Below are 13484 nucleotides of genomic sequence, written 5' to 3' on the forward strand. Positions count from 1 at the left end.
TCATGAAATACGGTATTCTGATGTGACAAAACCTGAATCCTGGTCGTTAAAGTGTTTGTTTGCACTCATATTTTAACTGTTAGGACTCAGGTTTTTTTTATTTAAAGCAAACTATGGGACAGCAGTGCTTCCAAGTAGCTTTTTACCGATTTTAGGTGGAGCAGCATTAGTCTCGATTATTATCATTTGGTTTAATTTACATATTGTATTACTAGCTTTCACAGTAACAGTTCCCCTTATTCTTTATTTTAATATTGTTAAAAAAAGCCTACTAAAACAATCTGACTATAATGCTGTAGATAGTGTTTATTACTTTGGTTTTAGCTTAACTATCGTAACACTTGCCACTTCTGCCATCATTCATTTTGGTCTATCTTCTGATATTGAAGACCTACAAAACTTAAATCTTGTGTTCTCACAATTTGGTGTTGGATTATTAGTAACTTGTCTTGGTTTGATCTTACGTTTGTTTTTATTGGCGTCCATAAATCAACAAAACGCAGATCAGGAACAAAATGAACGTCATGCACTTATTAATGACATCATTGACTTGAGAAAAGAAATTACTGGTTTTGCCAGTGAATTACAGGACATTAATGTCAATTTAAAGAATCAACAGAAAGTACTTAATCTAGAAATTATTGAGAGCTTAAAAGCAGCAACTTTGACTTTTAATGAACAGTCGATCAATGTACAAAATGCTTTAATCGAGCACCAAAAGCAAAAAAATCTTGAATTAATTGAATATCAAGAACAACTACAAAAAAATCTATATGAACAGATGCAAGAAATGAATAATTCACTCTATAGCAATATGCAACAAGCGAATCAATCACATATTGCATATGTCGAAAGATCACAACAACATTTAATAGATTTAGCATCCAATATTGGTACAGCGATTCATGATTTAGCTATCCCAAGCGTTGCAGATTCTGCTAAAAAAGCATCTCAACAACTGGTCGGTGCATACAGTGACATGCAACAGAATATTGGGCATTTTAATACTCAGCTTCAAAATATGACTGAGCGATATACCCATTTACATGAACAACACCAATTGCAACTGCAACATACATTACAAAGTACGAAAGCTTCAGTAGATGCTGTCAATGATGCCCTAATTGAAGTCGCAAACAATACGTCTACAACTATGCGCAAAGCAAAACCAAATACATCAAAAAATCTTGATCAAGTCGTAGGTTAAGTAAATGAACAGAAGAGAAGATGTTTTATATCTCACCTTGATTGATTTTTTTCTGCAAATGCTTTTTCTCGTGATGATTGCATTGTTAGCTTATATTTATGTCGAACGTCGCCATAATGCTGAAGCAAAACAGTTTCTTGACCTTGCGAAAGAATATAAAGTGGATAGCGTTCAGGAACTCATTGACCGTTTACAAACGCTTGCCCCCATCAATAATTTAGAAGATGCAAAAAAGGCACAAGACTTTATGGATTCAAATGGCGGCTTAAAAGAAGTAAATGCTATGGTGGAAAAGTTTAAGGAAGGTCAAGGCAAACCACCTTGTGTTTTTGCAATGGAGAACGGCCTAAAAGTTGCAAAAACCGTTGCAGTTTTTGAAGCAACAAATAGTTCGATTCGTTTGATTTCTTGGCAGCCTGAATTTGCGCAATTAGCCAAACAAATCAATCAACCGATCAGTAACAACCAACAATGGTCACTACGAGGATTTAGCTCTGCTTGGCACAATGTATTGGTCAAATATCCTCAATGCCGTTATACCGTGACGTTACATGAGCGTTCAAATCTTGTTGCACCACGAGATCGTGTACAAGGCATCTTCTATACAAGGATTCGCAAATAATGTCCTTGAATAAGTTAAAAGATGCTTTGCAAGACTACCAGAATAGCTACAGTGAGTGTTTAGGGATCACCCCCACTTCATCTACCCCTACTCAAAGAAGAGCTGAAAAAAATTCAGCTCTTCCTCAGCCAGACTTTAAAATTGAAATTCCTGACCCTCTCGAAATCAACTCAACTCAAGTCACTCAAGAAAAAGTCTCTTCTGCACAGACGGAAATTGAGGAAGACATTCCTCAACAAAAGCACAATCCTTTCTCCCAATATGGTGAAAATGATCAACCACACGCAAATCAGTCGAATCAAAATATTCAGCGTAGACCTCGTGCTCGTATGAAGAAAAAAGAAGGTTTCAACTTCACTCCTATTCTCATATTGTTTGTATTCATCATGCTGTGTGGTATCGGTTATGCAATTTATGATTTTTACTCACCCAAGAAGGCTGTAACGTCTGTGCCTTCTCACGATAAAATGAGTATTAAAAATGAAAATCAACAAAAAACTATGCATTAGCTCTTTTATGCCAATTAGTTTAATTGAACACAATCGAGCGTACATAGACGGTTGAAAGCTTTAAGTATAGGCCTCATCTTGATGTGGCTTCTATAAAAGTAAAATTAATCTTAAAATAAAAAATGCAGTCTCTTTTTTAATGAGAAACTGCATTTTCAAAGTTATAACTTACATTAATTATTCAAAACTTGCAGTTCGCTTAAATTGTATAAGTTCTCGTTCTGCCAAATTATATTCTCGCTGAATTTGTCCTAATTTATTACTCGCTTCGTTATACCTTTCGCGAGCAGACTTTCGATATTCTTCTTTGACATCAGAGTTATACATCGTTGATTTTGCACTAGCAATTGTATCTTCAATGGATTTTAAGCTCTTATTTGCTGTATAAAACTGATACGCGACATTGTAATAAGGTCTTAAATTATTTTGCATTTCCATTGGACAACTCTGATATGTTCCACGCCCTTGTAAAGCATAATCAAAAATTGTTTGAGGATTACAATAATTTTTCAAGCCTTTCTTATAGCCATTAGTATATGCTGTTGTGTCTAATACAGCATTATGTTTCATACAAGCTTGCGCTCTTTTTTGCATAAAAGAGCCATTTCCGTTATAACCGTCATTCTGCCCTATTAACCCCCAATTTGCAGATAGACACTCATTCTTTGACATAATTGCACAACCATTGAGTATAACAACACTACTTAACAACAATATTTTCAATTTCATAAATGACTCTAGTTAATTCTGAGCTACTTAAAATAAATAAACATTTAAAACATTATCTCAATTATAATCTACACGAAATCTAATCGATCTAATATTCTGAATTTCATCCAAACCAATATCAAATTCCTTATCCCTAAAAATAGATATATTTTCCGAAATATCAACATCATCAAAAATTCTATTATCTTTATTCATACGATTAATATATTTGAAAAAATGCTCAAAAGATACACCCCTCCCATCATTCAACATAGAATTTGTTTTAATTTCACGACTTGATATACTTCTATTATTACTATCCAGTAAATCCATTTTTATTTTTAATTTTGGTTTAGCCCAAGCATACTCTAAATTAGAAAAAATATATGATTGCCCATAATCTTTAATAGCGTTATTAAAAAAAGTCTGTTTTTCTACAATAGTAGAATATTCTTCATTCTTTTCAAATATCTCTTTTTTAATATAAACTCTTACATTTTTAACTAAAAAATATGGTTTCCCTCTATAATCATTTCTAACTTCAGTCCCATTATAAGAAAATCCAAGACCATTCTCTTTAAGATCCTTCACAAGACTATTGAATATTTTAGAATATTGAAATGCATTTTGATTAAGATCAACTTCAGCTAATTTATTATTAATTTGAAAAATAGTATCACTTGCTGAAGCTGTACCCAAACTTGCGAGTGCTAGTATTCCTAGAGTAAAAAATTTCATGAGATTTTCTCAATAAAATATAAAAGCCCATATATATATGGGCTTGCATTTTATATTAATGTAATAGTACGTGAATTATTTGCAACTTTTTTACCATTCACTAGTAATTCAGTATCAAGCAAGTATTGTCCTTTAGATACACTCGCTGGAAACTTCCAATTGAAGGAATTTTCAAAATCTCCTGAACTATAACCTTGGGCTGTTGAAACCTGAACATCTTTCACTAATTCACGAATCACTTTTCCATTCGCATCTTTTAGAACTAATTTTTCTTGGACACGCTGAAGGGGATCAGCAATACCCTCTACAACAGTCAAATCTGATTTAACTGTAATATTTTGGTTAGCTGAAACAGTTTGATTTGGTAAAATAACCGTAGAATACTGTTGAACTCTTGTTGTTTGAGGCAGTTTCCCCTTATTAGCTTTTTTATATGCCGTTTCAACTTCAGCAGCTGATTTTTTCTGAATAGTATGTGCATTAATCATCATACATCCTGCTGCAAAAACCGCACCGCCAATAGCAGCACCTGTTGCAGCATAACTACTATCACCTACAGATGCCCCAATTGCTGCACCAAGTAGTGCGCCTACTGCTGTAGACATTCCCGTATTACATCCCCCATTGGCTGACGTTGCCAATCCCCCTGTACTCGCACAACCTGAAATAACTAAAGCTGAGCTCAACATAGCAACAGATATTGTCTTTTTCATTAAATTTCCCTCTTAAAGTATAAAATGATTATTGAATTACCATATCGTCAAAGGCTGCTGATTCACCTGCTTCAGCCTGACGTAAAATACGTTTTGCTTGACCATTACTCGGAGAAGCAGACAATACTTCTCGAGCCAAAGATTTAGCCAAACCGTAGTTATTTGCATTTAATGCACGCTCTGCACGACTGAGCTGAGAATCAAAACGTGCTTCATTCTGACGACGTGCTGCTTCTGCTGCTAGTTTACGTGCAGCCTCTTCAGCTTTCTGACGTTCTATTTGAGCCTGTTCTGCCTGGCGTTGTGCATCTGCACGCTCACGCTCTGCTTGTGCTAAACGCTGTGCTTGCTCAACTTCTTGATGCATATTTTGCTGTGGAAAATTTTCAACTTCATTTTGTATAGTTTCACTTTCTATAGATGCTTCCAGCTCTTCTTCTTGTTGAAGATTAAATTCTTCAATCATCGATTCGATCTGTGGCAACAGCTCTAGGCCACCTACAAGTTCCGCATCAAGTTCTAATGCAGCAAGCAATGTCTGATGTGCTAACTCCAAGTTTCCAGCTTGCAAATACTCTTTTGCTAAAGTGAGTTTCTCTTTTGCAGAGGTGGCTTGCGCTTCTGCAGATACAACCAACTGCACAAAACTTGCATTAATTTTACATTCTGCCTGGTTGAGTTTGATGATACTCAATGCACGTGTCGGCATTTTTTCACTCAAAAAGCTACTAATTTCTGCATTTACATTTTCACAAGGATCAACCTGTGCCTCTTCGTCTATAGACACTTCTTCTTGTATATTTTCTTTACCACTAAACAAGAAAAAGATCACCATCAAAAGTACGATAAAGGCAATCGCAATATATTTAAAACTCGAGGTTTTTTGCTGTGGTGGATCTAACAGTGTAGGTTGACTGGTTGATGGTAGTTGTGGAGGGGTTACGATTGGAGCCGCAGGCTGTATCGGTTCAAGAGGCTCATCTGGTTCAGCATCTAAGACTGACAGATCACTTTGAAACTTGAGTTGATATTGTTCCAAACTTAAATATTCATTTGGAATATTTGCTAGATGCTTTAAACGTACAAAAATTCCTTCATTTTTTTTAAAGGCGTAACGATCATAAGTTCGCATGTTTTCAAGGGTCGAACCAACAATGATGACACCCACTAGCTCTTTATTGCCCTGCTTTGTGATGTGTTTAACTACAACCGATGAGTTTGATTTTTCTTCGATTTGAGCTTCATTTTGGCTTTGACTTCCAATTGAATCTTGATTTTCACTCAATGACTCTCTTGGAATGATTGGTATTTCCTTTGACTCTACAGGCGGAGTTTGGAGTTGAACGTCATGCAAAGTACCACAAAAAGGACAATATTTTACCTTGAGCTGTAGCTTCTGCTGACATTCAATACAAACCATCTCTTCGTTCTGCTTAGCCATGTTATTTAACCTATTACTTCTTTTTTGTGTTGAGCGTTGGCAGTATTGCCCTTTTTCAAGGACAATACTGCATGAGCAATTATTGTAAAATTGGCGGGATACTAGGAATTGGTGGCGGCACAGGTATTGCAAGCTCAGGGCATTGGGCAATTGCGATCCAATTAGCTAAACCTTCACGCCATACCATCGTTGCAGAGTTAATCTGTTGCTGCTGCAACATTTCAACTACTTTTGAATGAGGGTATGGTCCAAAGTTTTGCCCATTGATCGCAATATGATATTGATACTGGGGTTGCTGCAAAATTGGGGGTGGCATTGCGCCTGGAGTAGGTGGAGGTGTCATACCAGGCATCGCAAATGTCGCTATTGGTACTACATCTGCCATGCTATTTTTCACAAGAAGTTGTTCATGTATTTGTAGGATACTTGGTGACATATTCATCACCCACTTCAGGCGTCGACCTTTATTTGGTTCGCGAATTTCATCCTGATATGCATCTTCATCTGAATCTTTGAGTACTTCAGCCCATTTTTCCATTTCTTCGCGATATTCAGTTAATTCATATGCACGCTCGATCAATTCTTGAGGAATTTCCTTACGCTCAGCTAATTCGATCAGCTCTTTCTTTAATTCTTTTGCAATAGCACATGCAAAACCGACATGTTCAACTTGCGCACCCGTTTCATTTTGAACAAGACGAGGGGTATAAATCTCTCGTTCATAATGATCAACTAATGCAATTAGCATTGTTAAATTTGCATCACTGAGTGATTTAAATTTCTGCTGCACTTGATCATAAATGTTATCACGGTAAGTCTGAGGTAAACCATTTAAACGGAAACCACGTTCATTGCCTAAGCGACGCACATCGCCACGTGCGACCGCAAATTCATACTGCCCACTTGGAATCAAGCCTGGAACGTCACAACGCTTTAAAACACCCAACATCACTGCTTTTAAGTAGCATTTAAAATCATCAGCCAAGCTGTTTAATTCATCAGGTGTTGGTGCATATGGATGCTTGAATCGTGTTGAGTCAATATGCGTATGTAGTGGTGTTCTTTCACTTTCTTTACGGTAACTAGTACGCCAAGTCTCAATACCCCGTAAAATCGTAAGAGGAATACCTGATAGCTCGACATAGCAGACTGCTCGACCAGGTTCTCCGGTTTCGACAATCGACAATGCTTGAGCATTTAAGCCTAAACCACTTGGAATACATCCCGTCAGTTCATGTTTGTACTTTTTGCTAAATTGATCTGCACCATTCACACCGATAAAACATTTGAAACGGTCTGGTGGTGGGGTGAAATCACCGCCCATTTTGGCATCAACCCAAGGCATGGCACGCTGTAACCACTCAGTAAATACATTCTGACGTTCAACTACACTCATATTTTCAAGTGCTTTATACAATGCATCTTCTTCTTGATCATTTTGTTCAAAAATAACTAGACGACGCTCTGCCATGCGAATAATTTTAAGCAATAATGGTGTTTGCTGATCCGGGTCAACAAGAATTTTAAATAGCTCTTTTGAACCACCAAAATCCTTAAATGCTTCAGCCGCCCATTCACACATTAAACGAGGATCTATTTCACGCTCTTTTACATCGTCAGTTTCAATAATTTGTAAAGTTGCATGCTTGGTACGAATTTGTTGATGAATCACTTCGCGATCGTGATCAAGACGTTTCATCATATCTATGACAGACTCTTGACCACTTTGCAGGTCACCCATCACACCATTCCAAATTGTTTTTCCACTTTCATCCACACCCAAACTGTTACCTAACCAGTTTGAAATATCTTGCATCAGTTCAATGGCTTCTAAAGCTGCTTTTGCACGCAGGTGGAAAGAAAGAATATTTGCGATATCTTTACGCAGGTTATCCAACACTGCACGAGCTTGCTCTTCTTTATTCCCACCACCAAATATAGCTAAAAGCCCTTTACCCTTTGTTTCTTCTAAATCTTTCAGTTGCTTTTCATATTCATAAGTCAATAAGGCATCTTTAATCGCAGTATAACGATTGGCTGAATTTTTGAGCTGTAATGTAATACCTGAGTTAGCATTTTCAATACGGTCTTTAATTTGTTCGACTAGCGAAATCACATATTCGAAACCACCTTGTTCGTGATTATCTAAATATAAATATAAACGGCTTTCAATATCTTTTTTGAGACTTTCAAATAATGCTTTTCGACGTCGCATGACACGGTCTTCAGCTGTATCTGCCATAGCATCTGTATTACGAATGACATCACGCATTAAGCTTTGCATTGTTTTGCGGACTTCATTTGCCCACTGTTCACGATCAATAATACTGATTTCACTAATACGCTGACTAACACGCTGACGTGTTTCTTCTGCGATATCTACTTCGACACCGTTCTGACCTGAGCGTAATAAAATATCTACAATTTCTAAATCCATAAATTCGGTATTTAACTCACGAATTTCTGGATTTTTTAATGTCGCAGCTGAAAACTCAGGAAGGTTATTAAATGGCACCAAATTGAGATTCATATTTTCGGCCATGAATGCATCACGCTTTTTTTCACTCGCCCGGTTAGCAACAGGATTTGCGCTTGCTACACCAAAGAAGGCTTTAAGCATGTCCGCTGCCAAACTGTACGCATATTCATCATAGCGAGCACGACCAAGTGTGTCCAAAGTCGATTGACCAAATGCTGAATATGCACATGAATAATTCAATTTCATGTCACCAAAACGCCCTGTTGGTACAGGTGGTGCAAACATATGAATTTTATGTTGACGTTGATTTACTGCAACCGAACGTTTACGGTTGGCAAAGTCAGCAGAACGAAAATCCTCGAACAAAGTATCCGCAATCATTGAATACACGTCATTCATATTGTCCGTATGCTGGCGTGCGAGGTTACCGGAATCAATTAAATGAACTTCATCATACGGCTTCGATGCAAGCTGTGGACGATCATAATCATCCCATTTTTCAACATACTTTGAATGCCCAACCATTGCAGATTCAACTTCCATCAACGCTGCATAAGCATTGGCCTCAGTACGTGCTTTATTGGCACTTGAATAACCCGTCGGTAAGAACAACATCAACTCTACATCAGCAGCTTCAACTTCGTTGCTTGCTACCCATTTAGATAACCACCCCATATCCAAAAATGAACCTGATCCTGTACCACCCGCCACAGAACCCAAAACCACGATACGGAATTTACTTGTATCCAGCTGTAGATTTAATTTTCTCAGCATGTCATCGCGTGATAAACCTGCTTTTAATGTATTTAATTTTGAGCGAATTTTGTCACGTGTTTTTGGATATTTATCAAAGAAATATAAACGTGATACAGATCGAATCTGTCCCGCACCTTTTGCAGGATCAATGCCTAATTCACGAATTTTTCTCGGTGTTAACGGTAACCAATTTTGAATATGAGGATAACGACTCAGTGATGCATCATCACGGCTATATTTCTCAATATCAAAAGACTCTACAATTTTTTCATCATCCGTAAACTTGACTAAGTTATATTGCAAATCTTCAGTTTGTGCACGGCCACTATCAATAATTGCACCCTGATCTAAGTCAAAATGCATAAATTGTGCAATTGGAAACTGTGATAAGTTTTCTAAGCGAACATTATCACTGCCCCAACTTGCATTTAGAATACGACGACGTACACGCATCATCACTTCCATACCTGTACCACCGACACCAATATAAAGTGTTGGGCGGAGTTTTACGGTCTGCTCTGCTGCTTTGGCTGCAGTGCCTGTGTTGACATTTTGCGTGTCCGTCATTTTCTTCCCCTATTTTTGCTTATTTTTTAATTACTTAACTTATATTCAGTGCTTAAGCACGGCTTGATGTGAATGCCAGGACAGCACTTAGCAATGCAACAACACCTAATGGCCCCAAAATAAGCAGAGATAAGAATTTCACTGGATTGACTGCTGCCAAGACTGCACCAATGGCAACTGCAGCAAGGAAAATAAATAACCACCAACCTGCCATACTTGCTTTGCTCGGAGAAATACGTTTTTTTACCAAACTATTGCTGAAACCACGTTTTGCAAAAAAGAAAGCGATGAGAAGAACAACGATAATTCCTCCAGCAATCATGAGATCGCGAGAACCAGTTTCTTCTTGAACTGTTGGAACATTCACTGCTTGAACAGTTTGCGCTACTGTAGCTGTTTCAGTTTGAGCTTGTTCATCTGCTGTTGGTAAAACAAAACCGTTATTTGTATTTGACTCTGACATATATCCCCCTGGATGTTTATTAAACTTACTATTTAACGAAGTATTACACTAAATTTTTTATCTATAACTTGAACAGATGCGTCTGAAATACCACGTTTCACAATCGCAATTTCTTCCCCTGAATCACCATAAACACTCATCTTGGAAAATGGTTTTAATTGGATGGTTTGTTTTTTCAAGCCATTAACCCAAACATCGTATTTTTTACGTTTTGAACTCAATGCCAAAGCCAAAATGCCGAATACAAGTGCCAATAAAACCCCTGCAATCATGACTACAACTGGCCATAATGGATATTGCAAACGGAATTGCACAGGAATTGTGGCTGTGGAAGACTGAATACTTTGTGGTGCAACAAAGACATCCGATAAGGGGTCACCAGGAAATAAATTTTGCAAATTCTGTTTAAAATCTTCAGATAAGCTCAGCTTCTGCTCATACAGAGTCACGTCAATATTGGCAGGAATCGTAACTGCCTTACCCATTGCCTTAAACACTTCCCAAGACCATGGAGACACAATTAAATGCGAAGGAATTGGCACTTGAAATTCTAGCTTCGTGTTGTCTTTGGTCATCAAACGAATATCTGATTCAGAAATCTGAATCGGTGCTTGCATACCATTGGCCAATCTCAACTTTGCTTCAACGCGTGTTGCAGCAATGTTGTAAGGATAAAATTTGTTTTTTAGATCTGCTGTTAGCTTCAGTTCAGGAATAACATCTTTAGGTTCTAAATTAAAAACCAATGTTTTTTGATCAGATGCTAAAGAAGCATGAATCGTAGACGAGTTTTTCACACCTGTTGGAATGAGTTGAACTGGTTCTTTGTCTAAAGGTTTTAACAATGCAGGTTGCTGGGTGAAAACCTTTTCCATTTGACCTGATTGAACCAAATGATTTAATTCAGTTTCAGCCTGATCACCATAAGCCAGGGCATAAACCATTAAGCCAGATGCATTAAAATGTTGTCCTTGCACAGGCATTTTTAATGGATATGCCATAACTTTGTTAATGGCAGGATCTAAATGTACCAGCTCATAGAATTCTTTATTGCGCTCAGCCGTAGCCGCATCATTATTTGGACTATTTTTATTGTTAGTAAAAATCCAAATAATGCCTGACTTTTTCGCAAATGGACCTGTAATCGTGGCAACGACAGCTTCTTTAAAATCGGTATCTGCATAGGCTTTATCAGATTTTTTCGCGATGCTCTGTTGGCTTAATTGCTGACTAATATTTTGTTTACCGGCGCCTTGATAAATCACCGTAGGTGATTTAGACACAGCATTGCTTTGGTTAAACATTGCTACCGCAATAGTGTCACTCGGTTGCGTGACGGTTTGAACCACAGCATTTACAAGTGGTTTTAATTGCGAGTTTTGATCTTGGTAAAAGGGTTCCATCCAACCAGAGTTTTGGACTAAAAATGCATGTTGTCCTGCACAAGTCAAAGATGATATAAGGCTAACTAAAGCCATTAATCCTATTTTCTTCATGCAGCAAGCTCCCAGCCTAAGATTTCAGTTAAGCTAGGGTTATAAAAATACAAAATGTTTTGATGAATAAAGAATCTTGACTGCAACGGCTTTTCAACTTGAACACGATGAAAATCTATGAGCCCATCATGCGTATCTATAAATAGCATAATATCCTGTTTAGACTCATCTGCAAGTTTCTGCTCAATACCTATATTTGTATCTGTATCAAAACTAAAACCTAAAATTAGTTGGTGCTTTTCATCCTCAATAAGTGGAACCGTAAAACGATGTGTTGGTTCAACACCAACTTTTTCTTTCCAAATATCTTTTACGTCAAGTTTGTCACCCAGGTAGAATTTTGAAAAGCCAGTGGTAAAACGAAATAAAGAAGGTTGTACATGTGGTTTTTCTGCATCGAGCTCGATATAACACCAAGGTCCTTTCTCAGCATTCTGACTTGTACAGAATTGGTAGAAATTACCTTTTCTATCATCATAAGGTGCGCCAAAACGAAAATCAGGCTTATATCCTGGTATCCACATCTCGTAAACGACCCTTAGCTCTTGATTATCAAGCCCCTCAAATTTTAAAATCAACTGGCCTGATTTACCAATCCAAATAATACGTCTATTGTCATACACTACTTTTTCAAAATAAATTTCTGATGCTGGATTATTTACTACTACTGATGTCTGCCGAGTAAGTACATCAACAACCTGCAGCTGATTATTGATCAACATTGGTTGTAATATTTTTTTATTCCAATATACAGGCATACCCAAACATGGATTATGTTCAGTCACATACTGCGTCTGATATCTCAACGATAACCCATCAATAATAACTCGTGCCAAACCAGCTTTAGTCGGAATATATAAATGAGGTGTTCCATCTGCACTCATAACACCTAAAAGGTGTAAATATTCTTCTATTGGTTCTGGGCAGCGCTCTAAACGCGGACCTTGATTACTTAAATCTAGCCATTCATTATTATATTGGCTCCAAATTGATAGACTTCCATTTACTTTATTCAATGCTATTAGCTGAGGAATATCTGTACCTGTTTTAATAGACACAAATTCAAAAATTCCTCTTGGCGGCATTTTAATTTTCAGTAGCGCATCATTACTGACATCAGGTTTACGTTCTAATTCTTTGAGTTGGCTACTCAATTGCAAGCCGTGATTATCCACATATTGACGACCATCATCATAATGTAAACTTTGCCCATAAGGTGCAAGCCAATATGAATCTGAATTGATTTTTGCTTTTTCTAGACGCTTACCCGTTTCAGGATCATACAAAAATTCAGAAGGATACATTTTCGCACCCAAACTTGGCAAATTAAGTAATTGCTTAACAAAGTGAGGATTCACATGATCTGCAATTCTTAAATTCGGCGTATTTTTTAAGGTATAACCGACTTTGTCATCTTGAACCCAAGTTCCGGATGCTAAATTCCACACTACTTTATCCTGATTATGAATCAAGACACACCCCATATTTTGAGTTTCTTTTGCAACATTCTAGACAGTTTTTTTTACTTTCAAACTATTTATTTGATTTTTTTTTAATAAAATTAGATAGTTAATATAACCTTAACAATGGACAAATATTATTTAACAAAAACTAACAAATTGTTTCATGTTTTATTTGAATTTTCCCATATAACGATTTAGTCAAAATAATCATCATTACATGAATCATGTTTAAGCCAATGACTCCATAATCTGAATTGCTGAATGATTTCGGTGGCTCAATTTATATGCACATAGTGAGATATAGATCTCACATAAAAAACCA

Annotated in this window: 11 protein-coding genes; 3 read left to right on the forward strand and 8 right to left on the reverse strand. The window is 37.0% G+C overall.

The window, feature by feature from the left end; translation table 11 throughout:
• Window positions 1–124: 124 nt before the first annotated feature.
• From FTT75_RS14385 to FTT75_RS14395, 3 genes are read left to right on the forward strand one after another with little or no spacing between them, the layout of a single operon-like run.
• Window positions 125–1207 carry a hypothetical protein gene (locus FTT75_RS14385; protein WP_180186749.1) on the forward strand — a complete coding sequence of 361 codons (1083 nt, stop codon included), beginning with the start codon at window positions 125–127 and terminating at the stop codon, window positions 1205–1207.
• A gap of 4 nt (window positions 1208–1211) precedes the next feature.
• Window positions 1212–1829, forward strand: coding sequence for a hypothetical protein (locus tag FTT75_RS14390; protein ID WP_125274823.1), 618 nt, complete (start codon window positions 1212–1214; stop codon window positions 1827–1829).
• Window positions 1829–2338, forward strand: coding sequence for a hypothetical protein (locus FTT75_RS14395; RefSeq protein WP_180186751.1), 510 nt, complete (start codon window positions 1829–1831; stop codon window positions 2336–2338). Before FTT75_RS14390 ends, FTT75_RS14395 begins: the two co-directional genes overlap by 1 nt.
• A gap of 177 nt (window positions 2339–2515) precedes the next feature.
• Here FTT75_RS14395 and FTT75_RS14400 read toward each other — a convergent pair whose 3' ends face one another.
• The 8 genes from FTT75_RS14400 to FTT75_RS14435 all read right to left on the reverse strand — a co-directional run bounded on the left by FTT75_RS14400 (window position 2516) and on the right by FTT75_RS14435 (window position 13147).
• Window positions 2516–3067, reverse strand: coding sequence for a DUF2799 domain-containing protein (locus tag FTT75_RS14400; protein WP_180186752.1), 552 nt, complete (start codon window positions 3065–3067; stop codon window positions 2516–2518).
• A gap of 57 nt (window positions 3068–3124) precedes the next feature.
• Window positions 3125–3784: a hypothetical protein gene (locus tag FTT75_RS14405; protein ID WP_180186753.1), complete on the reverse strand. Its 660-nt coding sequence runs from the start codon at window positions 3782–3784 to the stop codon at window positions 3125–3127.
• Between the two features lie 50 nt (window positions 3785–3834).
• Window positions 3835–4497, reverse strand: a complete 663-nt coding sequence (locus FTT75_RS14410; RefSeq protein ID WP_180186754.1) for a hypothetical protein — start codon at window positions 4495–4497, stop codon at window positions 3835–3837.
• A 28-nt stretch (window positions 4498–4525) separates the two neighbouring features.
• Complete coding sequence (locus FTT75_RS14415) at window positions 4526–5938, reverse strand: lipopolysaccharide assembly protein LapB (protein WP_100534454.1); 1413 nt, start codon at window positions 5936–5938, stop codon at window positions 4526–4528.
• A 79-nt stretch (window positions 5939–6017) separates the two neighbouring features.
• Entirely contained in the window at window positions 6018–9740 is a 3723-nt protein-coding gene (locus tag FTT75_RS14420) for a tubulin-like doman-containing protein (RefSeq protein ID WP_180186755.1), read from the reverse strand.
• A gap of 52 nt (window positions 9741–9792) precedes the next feature.
• Complete coding sequence (locus tag FTT75_RS14425) at window positions 9793–10203, reverse strand: hypothetical protein (RefSeq protein ID WP_005096118.1); 411 nt, start codon at window positions 10201–10203, stop codon at window positions 9793–9795.
• 32 nt (window positions 10204–10235) lie between these two features.
• Window positions 10236–11699 (reverse strand): hypothetical protein, encoded by a 1464-nt coding sequence (locus FTT75_RS14430; protein WP_005096117.1) that lies wholly within the window; start codon window positions 11697–11699, stop codon window positions 10236–10238.
• Complete coding sequence (locus FTT75_RS14435; protein ID WP_228127733.1) at window positions 11696–13147, reverse strand: hypothetical protein; 1452 nt, start codon at window positions 13145–13147, stop codon at window positions 11696–11698. The genes FTT75_RS14430 and FTT75_RS14435 overlap by 4 nt, the downstream gene beginning before the upstream one ends.
• Window positions 13148–13484 lie beyond the last annotated feature (337 nt).

It is taken from the genome of Acinetobacter sp. YH01008 (genome assembly GCF_013420435.1).
GTDB lineage: Bacteria > Pseudomonadota > Gammaproteobacteria > Pseudomonadales > Moraxellaceae > Acinetobacter > Acinetobacter pseudolwoffii.